The sequence below is a fragment of the Streptomyces sp. NPDC058534 genome, from assembly GCF_042717365.1.
Lineage (GTDB): Bacteria > Actinomycetota > Actinomycetes > Streptomycetales > Streptomycetaceae > Streptomyces.
In genome coordinates, this window is the sequence record NZ_JBHXNW010000021.1 from 82,613 (window position 1) to 99,363 (window position 16,751).

Annotated in this window: 15 protein-coding genes and 1 pseudogene; 6 read left to right on the top strand and 10 right to left on the bottom strand. The window is 68.6% G+C overall.

The genetic code is table 11. From position 1 onward, the window contains the following. Positions 1-7: 7 nt before the first annotated feature. On the bottom strand, positions 8-1,291 hold the full coding sequence (locus tag ACFWR9_RS15780; protein ID WP_383841525.1) for an amidohydrolase: 1,284 nt from the start codon (positions 1,289-1,291) through the stop codon (positions 8-10). After that, entirely contained in the window at positions 1,288-2,511 is a 1,224-nt protein-coding gene (locus ACFWR9_RS15785; protein WP_383841528.1) for an MFS transporter, read from the bottom strand. Before ACFWR9_RS15785 ends, ACFWR9_RS15780 begins: the two co-directional genes overlap by 4 nt. 183 nt (positions 2,512-2,694) lie before the next feature. Here ACFWR9_RS15785 and ACFWR9_RS15790 point away from each other — a divergent pair, with 183 nt between their 5' ends. Further along, positions 2,695-3,741, top strand: a complete 1,047-nt coding sequence (locus ACFWR9_RS15790; RefSeq protein WP_383841531.1) for an Lrp/AsnC family transcriptional regulator — start codon at positions 2,695-2,697, stop codon at positions 3,739-3,741. A gap of 459 nt (positions 3,742-4,200) precedes the next feature. Here the strand turns inward: ACFWR9_RS15790 and ACFWR9_RS15795 are convergent, their stop codons facing one another. Both ACFWR9_RS15795 and ACFWR9_RS15800 read right to left on the bottom strand, forming a co-directional pair. Next, positions 4,201-4,617, bottom strand: coding sequence for a PIN domain nuclease (locus ACFWR9_RS15795; protein WP_383841534.1), 417 nt, complete (start codon positions 4,615-4,617; stop codon positions 4,201-4,203). After that, positions 4,614-4,865, bottom strand: a complete 252-nt coding sequence (locus ACFWR9_RS15800) for a type II toxin-antitoxin system VapB family antitoxin (RefSeq protein WP_383841537.1) — start codon at positions 4,863-4,865, stop codon at positions 4,614-4,616. The genes ACFWR9_RS15795 and ACFWR9_RS15800 overlap by 4 nt, the downstream gene beginning before the upstream one ends. A gap of 522 nt (positions 4,866-5,387) precedes the next feature. Here ACFWR9_RS15800 and ACFWR9_RS15805 point away from each other — a divergent pair. Further along, a complete protein-coding gene (locus tag ACFWR9_RS15805; protein ID WP_383841540.1) occupies positions 5,388-5,789 on the top strand; it encodes a hypothetical protein in 402 nt (133 codons plus the stop codon). Positions 5,790-5,819: 30 nt separating this feature from the next. On the opposite strand, the gene ACFWR9_RS15810 is transcribed toward ACFWR9_RS15805, so the two are convergent. From ACFWR9_RS15810 to ychF, 3 genes are all read right to left on the bottom strand, one after another. After that, on the bottom strand, positions 5,820-6,845 hold the full coding sequence (locus ACFWR9_RS15810; RefSeq protein WP_383841543.1) for a type ISP restriction/modification enzyme: 1,026 nt from the start codon (positions 6,843-6,845) through the stop codon (positions 5,820-5,822). Further along, positions 6,830-9,100 carry an N-6 DNA methylase gene (locus ACFWR9_RS15815; protein ID WP_383841546.1) on the bottom strand — a complete coding sequence of 757 codons (2,271 nt, stop codon included), beginning with the start codon at positions 9,098-9,100 and terminating at the stop codon, positions 6,830-6,832. The genes ACFWR9_RS15810 and ACFWR9_RS15815 overlap by 16 nt, the downstream gene beginning before the upstream one ends. A 666-nt stretch (positions 9,101-9,766) precedes the next feature. Beyond that, a complete protein-coding gene (ychF, locus tag ACFWR9_RS15820) occupies positions 9,767-10,855 on the bottom strand; it encodes a redox-regulated ATPase YchF (RefSeq protein ID WP_383841549.1) in 1,089 nt (362 codons plus the stop codon). 179 nt (positions 10,856-11,034) lie between these two features. Between ychF and ACFWR9_RS15825 the strand changes: the two genes are divergently transcribed. Beyond that, a complete protein-coding gene (locus ACFWR9_RS15825) occupies positions 11,035-11,649 on the top strand; it encodes a DUF6542 domain-containing protein (protein WP_383841552.1) in 615 nt (204 codons plus the stop codon). A gap of 28 nt (positions 11,650-11,677) precedes the next feature. Here the strand turns inward: ACFWR9_RS15825 and ppgK are convergent, their stop codons facing one another. Both ppgK and ACFWR9_RS15835 read right to left on the bottom strand, forming a co-directional pair. Beyond that, a complete protein-coding gene (gene ppgK / locus ACFWR9_RS15830; protein ID WP_383841555.1) occupies positions 11,678-12,418 on the bottom strand; it encodes a polyphosphate--glucose phosphotransferase in 741 nt (246 codons plus the stop codon). 29 nt (positions 12,419-12,447) lie between these two features. Further along, positions 12,448-13,464, bottom strand: a complete 1,017-nt coding sequence (locus ACFWR9_RS15835) for a 4-hydroxy-3-methylbut-2-enyl diphosphate reductase (RefSeq protein ID WP_383841558.1) — start codon at positions 13,462-13,464, stop codon at positions 12,448-12,450. 128 nt (positions 13,465-13,592) lie between these two features. Here ACFWR9_RS15835 and ACFWR9_RS15840 point away from each other — a divergent pair, with 128 nt between their 5' ends. From ACFWR9_RS15840 to ACFWR9_RS15850, 3 genes are all read left to right on the top strand, one after another. Next, the gene (locus ACFWR9_RS15840) at positions 13,593-15,014 is read left to right on the top strand and encodes an APC family permease (protein ID WP_383841561.1); all 1,422 of its coding nucleotides are present in this window, start codon (positions 13,593-13,595) and stop codon (positions 15,012-15,014) included. Between the two features lie 114 nt (positions 15,015-15,128). Next, positions 15,129-16,337 (top strand): exodeoxyribonuclease VII large subunit, encoded by a 1,209-nt coding sequence (gene xseA, locus ACFWR9_RS15845; protein ID WP_383841564.1) that lies wholly within the window; start codon positions 15,129-15,131, stop codon positions 16,335-16,337. Between the two features lie 9 nt (positions 16,338-16,346). After that, a complete protein-coding gene (locus tag ACFWR9_RS15850; protein WP_383841567.1) occupies positions 16,347-16,601 on the top strand; it encodes an exodeoxyribonuclease VII small subunit in 255 nt (84 codons plus the stop codon). Here ACFWR9_RS15850 and ACFWR9_RS15855 read toward each other — a convergent pair. Next, a pseudogene (locus tag ACFWR9_RS15855) lies at positions 16,598-16,708 on the bottom strand (DUF4287 domain-containing protein); the annotation flags it as partial. The gene ACFWR9_RS15850 and the pseudogene ACFWR9_RS15855 sit on opposite strands and share 4 nt — an antisense overlap. Positions 16,709-16,751: the final 43 nt, after the last annotated feature.

The window sequence follows — 16,751 nt, forward strand, 5'->3', positions numbered from 1 at the left end:
GGGAAGGTCAGGAGGCGGCGGGGTGGGTCAACCACTCGGACGCGGCGCTCAGCATCAGCCGTACGCCGGTCTCGATCGCGGGACCGGCCAGCGGGGCGAACCGCGGCGAGTGGCTGCTCGGGACGTCCGGCAGCCGCCCTTCGGTGACCAGGTCGGCGAGCTGGAAGCCGTCGAAGATCTCCGGGTCGAGGGCGCCGTAGAACCAGAACACCGACGGGACCTGGAGCGCCGCTCCGAAGGTGCCGAAGTCCTCGCTGCCGGTCACCGGCTGCGGCATCGTGAACGCCCGCTCCGACCCGACGACGCGGGCCATCGCCGTGAGGACCTGGTCGGTGGCGGCCGGGTCGTTGACCGTCACCGGGAAGGTGTGCAGCTCGGTGATCTCCGGTTCGCGCGGCGCCGCGGAGGCCATCGCCTCGCTGCGGATGATGCGCTTCACCGCGGAGACGACCTGCTCGCGCACGGCCGGGCCGGCGCTGCGAATGTTGATCTTCAGTTCGGCCGTGTCCGGGATGATGTTCTCCTTCGTCCCGGCCTGGACGGCACCCACGGTGACCACGGCCATCTGGGTAGCCCCGATCTCCCGGGCCACGACCGTCTGCAGCCGCATGATGACCGCAGCCGCCATCACCACCGGGTCCACGGTGGTCTCGGGCGCCGACCCGTGCCCGCCCTTGCCGAACAGCCGTACGTGCAGGTTGTCGGAGGCCGCCATCACCGTGCCGTGCCGGGTTCCGGCGTATCCGACCGGGAGCGGCGCGACATGCTGGGCCAGGCACACGTCGGCGCGCGGGAACCGCTCCAGGAAGCCGTCCTCGATCATCACGGGGGCCCCGCCCACCTCCTCGGCGGGCTGGAACACGGCGAGCACCGTGCCGCGCCACGTATCCGGGTTGGCAGCCAGCAGCTGCGTGGCGCCCAGCAGACAGGTGACGTGCATGTCGTGCCCGCAGGCGTGCATGACGGGCACCGTCTCCCCCGTCTCGTTCACGGCGGTGGCGGTGGAGGCGTACGCGAGGCCGGTCTCCTCCTTGACCGGGAGGGCGTCCATGTCGGCGCGCAGCAGCACCGTCGGCCCTTCTCCGTTGCGCAGTACGCCGACCACGCCGGTGCCGCCGACGCCCGCGGTGACTTCCCAGCCCTGCCCGCGAAGCCGGTCCGCGACGACCTGGGCGGTGCGCTTCTCCTGGAAGGAGAGCTCGGGGTGGGCGTGCAGGTCCTCGTACAGATCCCGCAGGCCGGGCAGCAGTGCGGGCAGACCGGCGAGCAGCGGGTGATCGGTCGACGTCATGACAGGTCCTTTTCGTATGAGGGAGAGCCGGCAAGGGCCCCGGCCTGGATGCGCTGATCGGCCGTCGCAAGCAAGGAAGCGGTGTCCTGCGGGGTGAACCAGGCCATCACCGCAGCGATCACCGCCCCCAGGGCGAGGAAGGCGAAGGCGACCTGGAAGGAGAACGCATCGGCCAGCACTCCCATGACCGTGGGCGCGACGATGCCCGCCAGCTGGCCGCCGAAGAGCACCACCCCGCTGGCCACGCCGATCTGCTGGGCCGACAGGCTGCGCACCGGGACCGCCAGGATCGGCATGTAGCACAGCGACACAGCGAAGACCGCGACGGTGGCGAGGACGACGAACATCGCCAGGCCGGACGCATAGGCCATGGCGGGCAGGGTGACGACGGCGATCGACATGGCAGGCACGACCACCTTGCGGTGTCCCCCGCCCATCCGGTCGATCAGACGGCCGCCGATCACCGTGGCCACGGCCGCGGCCAGCGCGGGGATGGCCATCAGGACGCCCGCCGAGGAGAGGTCGATGTCCCGCTCGTCGTTGAGATAGGTCGGCACCCAGCTGACCAGTCCCCAGATGATCAGGGAGTAGCCGAACATCATCGCGCCGAACCGCCACAGCACCCCCCACTTCAAGAGGACCTTCGTCGGGGTCTTGGGCGCCGCGGCCGTCTCCTCCTCCTGCGCGAGCGGCGGCGGCAAGCGGCGCGCCATCGCCGTGTAGACGAAGACGCCGAGCGCGGCGACGGAGAAGTACGCCGAGCGCCAGCCGAAGGCCACCACCAGCGGAGCGACGACCAGGGGTGTGCACACGCCGGCGATCGCGTTGGAGCTGAGGATCAGACCGTTGGCCCGCATCCGCTCCCCGGGCTCCGTCCGCTCCACCGTCACCTTCATGGCCGCGGGCGGGAACACCCCCTGGGCAAGGCCGAACAGAAGGCGCAGTACGAGCAGCGCGGCGAACGACCAGGCGAGCCCGGTCAGCACGGTGAACACCGTCCAGGCGCCCAGCGCCCACAGGGCCATCCGCCGGCCGCCGATCCGGTCCGCGAGCAGGCCGCCGGGTATCTGGCAGATCGCGTACGCCAGAAAGAACACCGAAATGATCAGACCCTGCTGGCTGCGGTTGAGGTCGAACTCATCGCCGATCGACGGCAGTACGAAGTTGATCACGAGCCGGTCGGCGTAGTCGATGAACCAGGCCGCGAACAACAGGGCCACCGTGGTACGGGCAGTACGGCTCAGCGGGGCGGATCTCCTGACACGAGAACCGCGGGATCGGGGAGCGAGCACCGGCACTCCTTCCAGCAGATGGCCGATAATCGACCGTGGCGGGGGATCCCCCACATGCTCCGACCCACGTGCGGAAGGGCCTCGAAAATGCCGGAAAGCAGCGGATCGCAGGTGAGGTCACAGAAATCCGATGCCGGCTTCTCCGAAGGTGACCTGGCGCTCATCGACGCCCTGCAGTCCTCACCTCGCGCCACCTGGACACAACTCGGCAGGGCGCTGGACATCGACGCCACGACCGCCGCGCGCCACTGGGAACGGCTGCGGTCCGAAGGGCTGGCCTGGATCACCGCCTACGAGACGCCCCACATCGCGACCGTCGCGTATGTCGAAGTCCGCTGCAGGCCACGGCGGTTCGAGTCGGTCAGCCACGCGCTGACGCAGCTCCCCTGGGTCGTCAGCGTCGACGAGACGGCCGGCGAGTTCGACCTGTTCCTCACCGTCGCCGCGGCCGATCTGCATTCCCTGGGCAAGGCGGTCCACGGCACCATCGGCCGTCTGCTGGGCGTCCGTGCCACCCACACCCGCCTCGGCCTGACCCTCTTCGGCGAGGGCAGCAACTGGCGCACCCGCGCCATCCCGTCCGCAAGCCGGGCCCTGCTGCCGGATTCCGGCACCGTCCACGAGTCCCGCGACGCCTACAGCACCCACATGCTCACCCGCCTCACCCCGCAGGACATCGCACTTCGCACCGCGCTCGGCCACGACGGCCGCCTCAGCTACAAGGATCTCGGCGCCGAGATCCGTATGAGTGAGTTCACCGCCCGCCGAAGGGTCCGGCGTATGCTCCGCGACCGCGAGCTCACCTTGCGCTGCGACTTCGCGCACCCGCTGGCCGGGTACCGCGCGGTGGCCCTCTACCGCGCCACCGTCCCGCACCCCCACCTCGAACACACCGGCGCCACCCTCGCCCGCATGGAGCAGGTCCGCCTCGCCGTCTCCGTCAGCGGGCCCCACAACCTTCTCGTCATGGTCTGGGTCCACGACCTCAACGGGATCAACTCGTTCGAAGCCCTCCTGGCCGACCGTCTGCCCCACCTCGAGGTCAAGGACCGGACCATCACCCTCCACACCCCCAAGCGCATGGGCTGGCTTCTCGACCCCCTCGGCCGCGCCATCGGACACATCCCCCTCGCGCTGCCTCTCGACGGTGGCATGTGAACGGACCTCAACGACGGACCTCATCGGGCGAGGAGATCGCAGGCGCACAGCTCGCCACCGCTCGACGCCGCACGTCGTCCTCGGCTCGGAGCGGGCCTTGCCGCCGGAAAGACAAAGGGTCCGACCCCGAAGAGTCGGACCCTCTCTGACCTGCACGTTTACCAGATCAGCGACGTGGTGTTATGTCGGCCGCTACACGTTGAAGCGGAACTCCACCACAACTGGTCTGACCTGGGGTTATGCGGACGCATCCCAGCACCGTCCCAGCACGGGATTCTCGACAAAGTACGAGAAGACTCGACGCCGAGAACGCTACCCAACGTCTGCGGGCGCCGGTGTGCGGATGCTCGAAGCTCTGGCCTGAGTTCCAGCCGCAGTCCCCGAACCACGCCTTTGGGTAGATCCGCGACGATCCGGCTGACGACGAGCATGCCCTGGCATGGCATGAGCGTTCCCGGCTCAGTCGGCGGTGCCGGGCTCCACGACCCACTCGGCTTGCAGTCCGCTCACCGAAGCAATCATGTCGAAGTCGCCGTCGTAATGCAGGACCGTGGCCCGATGCCGCTCGGCGGTTGCCGCGATGAGGACGTCGGCCAGCGAGAGCGCCCGGTGAAAGCCAGCATTCAGGGCCAGGGCCTGGATCTCGAGCGCCCGATCGAACTCTTCGTCATTGCAGGGCAGGTAGTCGAACCCCCGGAGCAGGGTCCGCAGCCGCAGCGCCTCGGGCTTTCCGCGCGCCGAGTACAGAACCTCGTACTCGGTCGGGGCGCACACCGCTAGGAGCCCGTCGCGGTCCAGCGCATCCAGTCGTGCCCGCACTGCCGGTTTGCCCCGGCGGGCCAGCGCGGACTTATCGATGAGGTAGCGCCCCTTCACGCCGCCGAGGCCCCGCCTTCGCGCTTCAGCGAGCCGTCCGGATTCCGCGGCCCCGTCTGCGAGCGAATCTCCGCGAACGCGTCCTCGAACTCACCATCATCAATGGCATCGAACAGCTCCCGGCGCAGCCGCAGCCTCACCCCCTCCTCCATGGCCGCCCGCACTGCGGCGGCCTTCGTATTCACTCCGTACACCCGCATCGCCTGCTCGACAATCGCCTCGTCCAGATCGATCACAGTCCTGGCCATCAGTTATCCCTCCACGTCCCGACGACACAACAACGATATCAATTCGTACTCGAAAATGACATCAGGACGCTGGGGCGCGTCGATCAGGGGCGGGAGCACAGCGCCGGAGAACGATCACCAGCCGGATCGTTCAGCGTCCAGTTCGAACGCCTCGCTCAGACCCCGAGGACGTACGGGCCGAGTCACTCCGCGTAGAACATTCCGCACCCGCCCTCACGATGCAGCGGACGTGCATGAAGATCAGAGCGGGGACGTCGTTGCCGGCCCAGTCGGCCACCCGAGGCAGGCGGGAGGTTACAGGCGCATCCGCTGCTGCGGCGAGTTGCACTCGTGCACGGGGCAGCCCAGATCGCCGGGGCCTCAGAGGTCGTGAGCGATGAGGGCGCGGAGGGTCGCAGCCTGACCGCCCCGGTACCCAGCGTTCGGGAAGCGCTGCTGGGGTCGCCGTCGAGCCGGGCTCTCGCACAGCAGCCAGAGTCTTCCTCACACAGAGAGCATCCCACCATCTGCTACAACTACTTCGTGGATCTGTCCCTTTCTGCCTCAGAATGCCGGTTGCTGCGCCATCTCGCCTTGGCGGACATGCCGTACTCCGACCAAGACGCAACTCCCGTAGCTGTGCGAGGTCTCGACGGCGAGCAGATGCAGGACGATGTCCGGTCGCTCGCGTGGAAAGGGATGGTGGCAGCCGAGGGCGGCAGCCTTTCCCTCACGCCACTCGGCGCGGCGGCGCACTACGCAGCTGAGGTAGAGCTGCTGTCGGCGCGTCTGGTCGATGTGAGTGTCCTTGCGGACGAACTCGAGCGCCTCACTCCATCTCTTGCCCGTGAGATGCACGCTGTACGTCAAGTAGCCGAGGGAGCTTGGCCGTTGGAGCAAGCCATGCGCTACGGCTCGGGCAAGAACGCTGCAGACGCGGACTGACAGCACACGCGCTATGACTGGCTCTGTGCATCACATAAGCGTGTTGGCATCGCTTTCGTCGCCGCTGCTGAGCGTGAGAAGCCGACGCCGAGGCTTTCGTGTCTTCGCGCCGACCGGCAAAATTCCGGCCTTAGTGAGGTCTGACTCGGTGATCACCGAACCGGCCACAACCCGTTCCAGGAGCACCTGCTGAGCAGGTTCGAGTTCCACCAGCCGACGCAGCACCGAGAGAAGTTCCATCAGCTCCGTTGACCACTCCGCGGGCCAGGACTCGGCATGAATATCGTCCAACGGGCTGGTCTTCCTGCTGTTCGGCTTGGCCTTGCGGTAGCCGAACCACTTCTTGACGATCTGCATGCCGCCGACGTCGTACGCCCAGACCTCTGGCGGGACGGGTCCGAACTGGCCGGAGCCCAGGTGTAAGGTCTCCGTCATCTCGGCGTACTTGATTTCAGCCGGGAGCTCCTGCCCCACAGCCTGTTGATAGCGGACGCGGCGCGGATCCCCTTGGGGATAACAGACATCTCCTTCAGGCCGGCCCTCCGCGGGTGCGACGTAGCGCTCGCCGTATGTCGACGCCCAGAGCACCTCGGAGCCCAGTCGGACAGCCTCGTTCCACAACTGCGGGTCACGAGTGAGCGGCAACCGCACACCAGGTGTGAGTAGTTGCTCTGTGAACTGCTTGGTGAAGCCGGAGTGCCCTGTCACCGCCGCTACGTAAGCTGCCAGGTCGTGCACGGTCACTCGAGGGATTCCCAACTCCGTGGCGAGGTGGGCGAGTAGCCCAGGGGGAACATTGGGCGTTCCGTCCGGGTGGAGGATGGGCATGATTTTGCCGCCCCGCCCATTGAAATGGTGAGTGTCCGGCAGTAGCGCGGTGGCGACGACCGCCGGTCCCGAGTCGATCTCATGCGATGACTGCTGGTTGAGGAACAATTGATTCGGTTGCAGTGACTCCCACAGATCTGGGCGCGGAAAGTCGATGACCCGGTTGTCCGCGACGAGCCACTGGCGGTCGAAGCTACGCATGCCGATCCGGATCAATCCGGGCTGCAACGCCGTCTCCTGCCAATCGCCGTCTCATGCTCAGGGCTACCAGGCAGCGGCGCCAACTTCTTCTCGAGCGTGCGGTCGCGGGTCTCCTTGAGTAACTCGGCCTTCTTGGCCCGGTCCCGCTGAGAGACAAGATGGGCCCACCGCCGCTGGAGGATGTCCTCGGCCGGACCGTTCACCCACGAGCGGTTGGCCGTAATGCCGAGGCTTCCCCATGGGAAGAGGTCGCTCAGTTGCGGGCACTCTCCCCAGCCGGTCCCCGTGGTCGGACGGAATGGCTCTATGGCTCCGGAGTGAGCTTCGTGCCATCCCCCATCATCCAAGCGAATTTCCTTGAGCTGACGGTACTTGGAGCTGCGCTTTCCCTCGACCGTGCGGTAGTGGATACGAGCTGGGCGCTCCGGATCATGGTCGGTACGCCGTACAAAGATGCAGATGGCCAGCGGCTGTGCCACACCCGGGAAGATTCGGGTACCCACGTCCGGACGATGGCCTTCCGGAGAGACGTCGATGATCCAGCCTTCATCGCAGGTGCGCCGAAGGTAGTCCCTCATGCCGCGGCCACCCGGTCCACTGGCGAAACCGGAGGGTGTAATGAAGCAGACCACGCCGTGCTGATCCTCGTCGTGTGCGTTGAAGACCTTCCACGTCGCCCAGCGCCAGAAGTAGATGTACAGGTTCTTCAGGATGTGTTCGTAGCGCCCGTTGCCGGGCCACTTGAACTCGTTGATCGGCGGCGCACCACGTCCCGCGGCGCCGCTCTCGATCCATCCTCCGCGCCCCTTGGCCTTGTCGTCGTACGGCGGGTTACCGATGACCACGGTCACCGGAGCGGTGGCCTTCACCTGGTTCGCGCGCTTCCGTGACTCCGATATCACCCCGTATGTCGAAGCCAGGGACTCCTCGGCCACATACGGGTTGTCCAGCGTGTCCGTGACGTAGAGCTGCAGCCCTTCCCTGGGATGCGCCGCGCGATGACGCTTCAACAGGTCAGAAGTACGCAGCTCGGCAACTGCGAAGGGGCCCATCTGCAGTTCGAATCCGACCAGGCGACGAGCGAGGCCACTGATGGCCTCCGGAACTGCCCCGGGGCCGGTGTGCTGTTCGGTCCACTCAGCCACATGCTCGATGATCGCGTGGAGGTAGGTGCCCGTCCCCATTGCCGGATCGACAATGCGCACGTCCTGGCTCGCATAGCCCTGCGGCCGCTCAAGGCGCGTACGTAAAACGTCCTCGGTCAGCCGGACCATCTCTTCCACGACCTCGCGAGGCGTGTAGTACGAGCCGCTTTTCTGCCGGAGTTGTTCGTCGTAGACCTCAAGGAACGACTCGTACAGATGCAGATAGGCATCTCGACGACCCTTGCGGATGGACTCCCAGCGCACTGCGTCGATCACGCGCACAAGTAAGTCCAGCGTCACCTCGAAGTTTTCGGTGACGTTGTCGGTGAGTAGTTGGAGGGCCTTGCCCATCAGGGCATGCCCGGCATCGAGTCGCCGGCCGATCTCGTGCAGCCCGGTGTCCGTCAGGCGGAGGTCCTCCGTGCGGGCCAGCAGAAGCGCGAAGGTGACAGCCTGCGCGTAACCGTCCGCGAAGGTGGCGTCGTCTGCCGTCGGGAAGAGAAGTTTGCGCCAGTCACCCATCAGACCGGTGAACCGAAGATCCCTTGAACGCGCCCCATCGGCTGCCGCGCGCCGTTCGGCCTCCAACTGCTCCAGTACCGCGGCACGCAGGAGACGACACAGCGGAGCTATCCGCCGTACAAGTACGGAGACTTGGCGGATCTCTTCGGGATACCAGTGGAGGAAGGTCTGTAACAAGGAGTGGAACGCGTCCGGGGCAACGACCTTCAGGGCGACGCCGGCTTGCTCCAGATCGCCGTCGAAGACGACGGGGTCGCCGACTGGCTCTCCATGCCGGAACAGGCGCCATTCCGTGCCGTTCGTATAGAGCAGGTTCGGCAGGTCGCGCAGGCGCTCCCACTGCTCCTTGTTCCTGCCAGTGAACTTGCTCGGGTCAACGCTGTGCCCGGGCCTCTTGATCTCGATGTAGCCGATGATGGCGCCGTGGACCTCGACCGCATAGTCGGGGCGTACTCCAAGATCCGGGAGCGGCGTCTCGGTGTGCCACAAGACATCCTGCAGGGCGTATTGGGCACCCGCGGTCTGCAGAAGCTTCTCCAGCGGTGCACGAATGGCGAATTCGGGCCACCCCGGCCCGGCGAGCATCGCCTTGCACGAAGCACCGAAGTCCGACACGGCCCTCGTTAACCACCTGCGCTGGGTCTCCACCATGTCGCGCCCCCCACGACTTCCAACTCACGATCTCGCTGAGAGTATGTCAGGGAGCCGTCGATCATGAAAGGCGCACGAACCTTCGCATCGCACCTCCAGCCATCGATCGCGATCGTCACCCTCGAAGACGGCTGAGTTCTGCACGGCGTTGGCCAACAGCCTGACAGACCTTCGGTCGAGATACCCGCCGTCGATCCTCCCGGTCCACAGCGACGCGCACTCGAAGGAAACCGAGGTACAACCTCAGCGGGTTCATCCAGGGTGCGTGCCGCGCACCGACGCCACGCTGGACAGCACCCCAACGGGCACGCCCCTCTCGACGCAAAAGCCCTCGTCCCAGTGGAATCCCCACTGCCCCCGACTCGTAGCGTCCAGGGCAGTGGAATCCCCACGGCCCTGGACGCTACGAGTCGGGCTCTGCACCGGGTCAGTCCCAGCACCGTCAGCCCATCCACATCCCAGCACAATCCCAGCACGGTACGGATGACCAGGGATGACGGCAGGTGACGAGGGGTCAGCTATCCCAGCACCATCCCAGCACGGGAAAACGCAAAGGGCCCGACCCCAAAGAGTCGGACCCTCTATGACCTGCACGTTTGCCAGATCAGCGACGTGGTGTTATGTCGGCCGCTACACGTTGAAGCGGAACTCCACCACATCCCCGTCCCGCATCACATACTCCTTGCCCTCCATCCGCGCCTTGCCCTTCGCGCGGGCCTCCGTTACCGAACCCGTGGTGACCAGGTCGTCGTAGGAGATGACCTCGGCCTTGATGAAGCCCTTCTGGAAGTCGGTGTGGATGACTCCCGCGGCCTCGGGGGCCGTGGCGCCCTTCTTGATGGTCCATGCGCGGGATTCCTTGGGGCCGGCCGTCAGGTAGGTCTGGAGGCCGAGGGTGCGGAAGCCGACGTGGGCGAGGGTGGCGAGGCCGGGTTCCTCCTGGCCGACGGACTGGAGGAGTTCCAGGGCCTCGTCCTCGTCCAGCTCGGCGAGGTCCGACTCCAGCTTGGCGTTGAGGAAGATCGCCTCTGCGGGGGCGACCAGGGCGCGCTGCTCGTTCTTGAAGGATTCGTCGATCAGCTCGTCCTCGTCGACGTTGAAGACGTAGAGGAAGGGCTTGGTCGTGAGGAGGTGGAGGTCGTGGAGGAGTTCGTCGCGCTCGGTGCCCTGGACGATGCCGTGGGCGAAGAGTGTGTCGCCCTTCTCCAGGATCTCCTTGGCCTCCTCGACGGCCTTGACCTTCGGCGCGACGTCCTTCTTGATCCGGGACTCCTTCTGGAGGCGCGGGAGGACCTTCTCGATGGTCTGGAGGTCGGCGAGGATCAGCTCGGTGTTGATCGTCTCGATGTCGTCCTTGGGCGAGACCTTGCCGTCGACGTGCACGACGTTCTCGTCCCGGAAGGCGCGGATGACCTGGCAGATCGCGTCGGACTCACGGATGTTCGCGAGGAACTTGTTGCCCAGGCCCTCGCCCTCGCTGGCGCCGCGCACGATGCCCGCGATGTCCACGAAGTCGACGGTGGCCGGGAGGACCTTGTCCGAAGAGAAGATCGCGGCCAGCTTCGTCAGGCGGGGGTCCGGGACGCCCACGACGCCGACGTTGGGCTCGATCGTGGCGAACGGGTAGTTGGCCGCGAGCACGTCGTTCTTGGTCAGGGCGTTGAACAGGGTCGACTTGCCGACATTCGGCAGACCGACGATTCCGATCGTGAGCGACACGTTGCGACTTCCCGTACGTGAGGATGCGGAGGGGGTGGGGCGGGCCAGGCAGGGGGCCGATCCACCAGTCTACGGGGTGGCCGGTACCGCCCCCGCGTGGTGTCGAACGCTTGGCCAAGGTCTGGCCGACGGCGTGTCTGTCGGCCTATTCGGCACATAAACCGACCTAAGTTGGTCCAGTGGAGCAACACAGGACGCGACCTGCGCAGTACGGACCGCGACAGAGCCGGGCAGCGCTGCCCCCGCAGGGGCGGGGCGGCGCCGCTGCCGCCCGGCCGGTCGGGCGGCCGACGGGACCGCGGGCGGGCGGCGGTCCGGCGCGGGCGGCCAGGGGCCGGCAGGCGGGCCGGCCGGGTCCGCCGGCGGCGCGGGAGGTGCGCGCCCCGCGCACGATGCCCAACCCGCGGCTGACGGGTCTGGGCAGCGGTCTGTTCTGCGCCGCCGTCATGGTCGTGCTCGGCTACCTCGACGCGCTGCTGTTCGGGGCGTCCCTGACCGTCTACGGCGTGCTGTTCGTGCCGGTGTGTCTGCTCACCGCGGTCTGGGTGCGCCGGGGCGACCTGCTGACCGCTCCCGTCGTCGTGCCGATCGCCTTCGCGGTGGGGCTGGTGACCGTGGCCGAGAGCGGGGACGGCGGCCTCGGGGGGCGCCTGATGGGGATCGTGACCGCGCTGGCCACCGAGGCCGGGTGGCTGTACGGCGGGACGCTGGTCGCGGGGTCGACGGTGATCGTCCGCAGGGTCCGGCTGATGCGCCGGCGGGCCGCCGCCGCCCGGAACCGTCCGCCGGTGTGACATGCGGCGGACGGTGCGAGGGCCGTCGTCAGCCGGAGGCGTGCATCGCCGCCCCGACGATTCCCGCGTTGTTCTGGAGCTGCGCGGGGACGATCTCCGCCTGGATGCCCTCGATGTAGTGCAGGAACTTCTGTGACTTGCGGCTGACCCCGCCGCCGATGATGAACAGCTCGGGCGAGAACAGCATCTCGACGTGGGCGAGGTACTTCCGCACGCGGTGGGCCCAGTGCTCCCACGACATGTCGTGGTCCTCCTTGACCTTGCTGGAGGCGCGCTTCTCCGCGTCGTGGCCGTCCAGCTCCAGGTGCCCCAGCTCGGTGTTGGGGACGAGGACGCCGCCGTGGAAGACGGCGCTGCCGATGCCCGTGCCGAAGGTGAGCAGGATGACCGTGCCCTGCCGGCCGCGGCCGGCGCCGAAGTTCAGCTCGGCGACGCCCGCCGCGTCCGCGTCGTTGACGACCGTCACGTCCAGCCCGCCCAGCCGCTCCGCGAACAGGCTCCGCGCGTCCGTGTCGACCCAGCTCTTGTCGACGTTGGCCGCGGTGCGGACCATCGCGCCGCCGGTCACCACGCCCGGGAAGGTGAGTCCGACCGGTCCGGTCCAGCCGAAGTGCTCGACGACCTCCTTGACCCCGTCGGCCACGCCGTCGGGGTCGGCCGGTTGCGGAGTCAGTACCTTGCAGCGCTCCTGGGCCAGGTCGCCCCTGTCGAGGTCCACAGGGGCGCCCTTGATCCCGGATCCGCCGATGTCCACGCCGAAGATCTGCATGGCACCACGTTACGGCCTGCGACTGACGGTCACGCCCCGGCCGTACCCGAGCCGCCCCGCCCCTCCACCAGGGTCGCGGCCTCCTCGCGCAGGTCGCGGCGGAGCTCCTTGGGCAGCGAGAAGATGATCGACTCCTCGGCGGCCTTGACGATCTCCACGTCCTCGAAGCCGTGCGGCGACAGCCACTCCAGGACCTGCTCGACCAGGACGTCCGGGACGGACGCGCCGGAAGTGACGCCGACCGTGGTCACGCCCTCCAGCCAGGCCGCGTCGATCTCGTCGGCGAAGTCCACGAGGTACGCGTCGCGGGCGCCCGCCTGCTTGGCGACCTCGACGAGCCGCTTGGAGTTGGAGGAGTTGCGCGAGCCGACGACGATCACCAGGTCGGCCTCGGCGCCCATCTGCTTGACCGCGAGCTGGCGGTTCTGCGTGGCGTAGCAGATGTCGTCGCTGGGCGGGGAGATGAGCTGCGGGAACTTGTCCTTGAGCGCGTCGACGGTCTCCATGGTCTCGTCGACGGAGAGGGTCGTCTGGGAGAGCCACACCACCTTGGACGGGTCGCGGACCTCGACCTTCGCGACGTCCTCGGGGCCGTCGACGAGCTGGATGTGGTCGGGGGCCTCGCCGGAGGTGCCGATGACCTCCTCGTGGCCCTCGTGGCCGATCAGGAGGATGTCGTAGTCGTCGTCGGCGAAGCGGACGGCTTCCTTGTGCACCTTGGTGACGAGCGGGCAGGTGGCGTCGATGGTGGCGAGCCGGCCGCGCTCGGCCTCCTGGTGGACGACGGGGGCCACGCCGTGTGCGGAGAACATGACGATGTTCCCCGGGGGGACCTCCTCCGTCTGCTCGACGAAGATGGCGCCCTTCTTCTCCAGGGTCTGGACGACGTACTTGTTGTGAACGATCTCGTGCCGGACGTACACCGGAGCCCCGTACTGCTCCAGGGCTTTCTCGACGGCGATCACGGCGCGGTCCACACCCGCGCAGTAGCCACGGGGGGCGGCGAGCAGGACACGGCGGCCAGGCGAAGCAGTCATGGCACCCATCGTAAGGCCGCGTTCGGCGGGTCAGAGATCGCGTGGGTACGGCGTTGCCGGGGAGACTGGCGGGAACGTTCCGAGGCGGAGTTCGCGGCGGGGTCCGAGACGGAGTCCGAGGCGCTGGCGGAGGCACGATGTCGGAGACCGGTACGACGGCCCCAGGGGCCGGTGAGGAACACCAGCTGCGGCGCAGTCTGGGCTTCAGGGACCTGGTCGTCTACGGCCTGCTGTTCATCGCGCCCATGGCACCGGTCGGAGTGTTCGGCACGCTGGACGCCAAGTCGCACGGCGCGGTGGCGCTCGTGTACGTCGTCGCCACGATCGCGATGGCGTTCACCGCTTTCAGCTACGCGCAGATGGTGCGGGTGGTCCCCCAGGCCGGGTCGGTGTTCGCGTACGCGCGCGTGGGGCTCGGTAACGGGGCGGGGTTCATCGCGGGCTGGATGGCGATGCTGGACTACGTCCTGATCCCGGCGGTGGCGTACCTGTTCTCGGGGATCGCGATGGAGGCGCTGATTCCGGAGGTCTCCCGGTGGGTGTGGACGGCGATCGCGGTGGTCGTCACGACGCTGCTGAACCTGTGGGGGGTGCGGGCGGCGGCGCGCGTGGGCTTCCTGGTGCTCGCCATGGAGATCGTGGTCCTGGTGGTGTTCGTGGTGGCGGCGATCGTGGTCCTGGCGCGGGACGGGGCCGAGCGGGACTGGCTGTCGCCGCTGTCCGGGGACGGCACGCAGGGGGCGTTCGCGCTGTCGGCGGTGGTCGGGGCGGTGTCGGTGGCGGTGCTGTCGTACCTGGGCTTCGACGCGATCGCGACGTTCGCGGAGGAGGTCGATCAAGAGGGGCGCGAAGCTCGTTGGAAGGGCGGTGGTGGGAGACGGGCGGGCGGGTCGGCGAAGGTCGCGCGGGCGCTGCTGTTCTGCCTGGCGCTGGCGGGTGTGCTGTTCGTGGCGCAGACGTATCTGGTGGCGCTGCTTGAGCCGGTGTCGTCGGCGCAGCTGGCGGCGGAGCCCGAGCGGCAGGGGTCGGCCTTCTACGACGCCGTGGACGCGTCGGTGGGCACGTGGCTGCACGACCTGGTCGCGGTCAGCAAGGCGATCGGCGCGGCGTTCGCGGCGCTGGCCGGGCAGGCGGCGGCCGGGCGGCTGCTGTTCGCGATGGGCCGCGACCGGCGGCTGCCGGGGGTGTTGTCGCGGACGGATTCCGGGGTGCCGCGCGTGGCACTGCTGGTCTCGGCGGTGATCACGATGGTGGCGGCGGTGTGGGCGGCCCGCCGGGACGACGGCCTCGACCACCTGGTCTCGGTGGTCGACGTCGGCGCGCTGACCGCGTTCACGCTGCTGCACGCGAGCGTGGTGGGCTGGTTCGTGGTCCGGCGCGGGGACGCCCCGGTGAACTGGTGGAAGCATCTGGTGGTGCCGGTCCTGGGCGCGGCGATCACGATCACGGTGATCGTGGAGGCGTCGGGGAGCGCGCAGGTCGTCGGGGCGATCTGGCTGGCGGTGGGTTTGGTGGTGCTGGCGGCGCAGGCACGCGGGCGGCGCGCGGACGGGGCGTGACGGGCCGCGGCTCGGGTCGGGTCGGATCGGGTCGGGGCAGAGGTTTCCCGCACCGCCGACCCCAGCCGCGCGAGCCCCGCCGGGTTGTCGTACCCGGCCGTTACGCTCAAGCGCATGGCTGTTAACTCGACTCCCGAAAGCCCGCTGCCCGTGGGTGAGGTGTCACGGCTGATCGGGGGGTGGATCGACCGGCTCGGCGCGGTCTGGATCGAGGGACAGATCACGCAGTTGTCGCGGCGGCCGGGCGCGGGGGTCGTGTTCCTGACGCTGCGCGACCCCTCGTACGACATCTCCGTGAGCGTCACCTGCTACCGGCAGGTGTTCGACGCGGTGGCGGACGTGGTCGGCGAGGGTGCCCGGGTGGTCGTGCACGCCAAGCCGGAGTGGTACGCGCCGCGCGGGCAGCTGTCGCTGCGGGCAGCCGAGATCAAGCCCGTGGGTGTCGGGGAGCTGCTGGCGCGGCTGGAGCAGCTGAAGAAGGCGCTCGCGCGGGAGGGGCTCTTCGCGCCGGAGCGGAAGAAGCCGCTGCCGTTCCTGCCGCAGTTGATCGGCCTGGTCTGCGGCCGGGCCTCGGCGGCCGAGCGGGACGTCCTGGAGAACGCCCGGCACCGCTGGCCCGCCGTCCGCTTCGAGGTGCGCAACGTCCCCGTGCAGGGCGTGCACGCCGTGCCGCAGGTGGTGCAGGCGGTGAAGGAGCTGGACGCGCGGGACGACGTGGACGTGATCGTCGTCGCGCGGGGTGGTGGCAGCGTCGAGGACCTGCTGGCGTTCTCCGACGAACAGCTGGTGCGCACGGTCGCCGCGTGCCGTACGCCGGTCGTCTCCGCGATCGGGCACGAACCGGACAATCCGCTCCTCGACCACGTCGCCGACCTGCGCGCCTCCACGCCGACCGACGCCGCGAAGAAGGTCGTGCCGGACGTCGGCGAGGAGTACGAGCGGGTGCGGCTGCTGCGGGACCGTGCGCGGCGGTGCGTGGCGGCCTACGTGGACCGCGAGGAGCGGGGGCTGGCCCACGCGCTGGCCCGGCCGTCGATACAGGATCCGCACCGGATGATCGACGAGCGGGCCGAGCAGGTGACCGCCCAGCTGGACCGGGGCCGCCGCTCGTTGCGGCACCACCTCGACCGGGCCGACTCCGAGCTGACGCACACGCACGCGCGCGTGGTGGCCCTCTCCCCCGCCGCGACCCTCAAGCGGGGGTACGCCGTGCTCCAGCGGGCCGACGGGCACGCCGTCCGGGACCCCGGCGAGGTGGAGCCCGGTGAGACGCTGCGAGCACGTGTCGCCGAGGGCGATTTCTCCGTACGAGTCGACGCATAGGGTGGGTGGATGACCAGCGAGGTGGAGCAGCCGACGGCCATGTCCGAGGCGCTCGGGTACGAGCAGGCGCGGGACGAGCTGATCGAGGTCGTCCGGCGGCTGGAGGCCGGCGGTACGACGCTGGAGGAGTCCCTCGCCCTGTGGGAGCGGGGCGAGGAGCTGGCGAAGGTGTGCCGCCGCCGGCTGGACGGCGCCCGGGCCCGCCTGGACGCGGCGCTGGCCGAGGAGGCGGGCACAGAGGACGAGGAGGGCGAGATCCTCTAGCCCTCCTTCGCCGTGTCCTCCGCGAGGGTGTGGGCGACCAGCGCGTTCGCGTGCCCGTGGCCCAGGCCGTGCTCGGTCTTGAGCCAGCCGACCAGCTCCATGTGCCTGGCCGCGACAAGCAACCGCCGGCGCGGTGTGATCCGCGACACT

What these genes read in the sequence shown, in the direction of transcription:
- ppgK (WP_383841555.1), bottom strand. Translation starts at nt 12,418, where the DNA reads ATGCAGATCTTCGGCGTGGACATCGGCGGATCCGGGATCAAGGGCGCC.
- ACFWR9_RS15850 (WP_383841567.1), top strand. Translation starts at nt 16,347, where the DNA reads ATGACCAGCGAGGTGGAGCAGCCGACGGCCATGTCCGAGGCGCTCGGG.
- ACFWR9_RS15835 (WP_383841558.1), bottom strand. Translation starts at nt 13,464, where the DNA reads ATGGGTGCCATGACTGCTTCGCCTGGCCGCCGTGTCCTGCTCGCCGCC.
- ACFWR9_RS15780 (WP_383841525.1), bottom strand. Translation starts at nt 1,291, where the DNA reads ATGACGTCGACCGATCACCCGCTGCTCGCCGGTCTGCCCGCACTGCTG.
- ACFWR9_RS15840 (WP_383841561.1), top strand. Translation starts at nt 13,593, where the DNA reads ATGTCGGAGACCGGTACGACGGCCCCAGGGGCCGGTGAGGAACACCAG.
- ACFWR9_RS15800 (WP_383841537.1), bottom strand. Translation starts at nt 4,865, where the DNA reads ATGGCCAGGACTGTGATCGATCTGGACGAGGCGATTGTCGAGCAGGCG.
- xseA (WP_383841564.1), top strand. Translation starts at nt 15,129, where the DNA reads ATGGCTGTTAACTCGACTCCCGAAAGCCCGCTGCCCGTGGGTGAGGTG.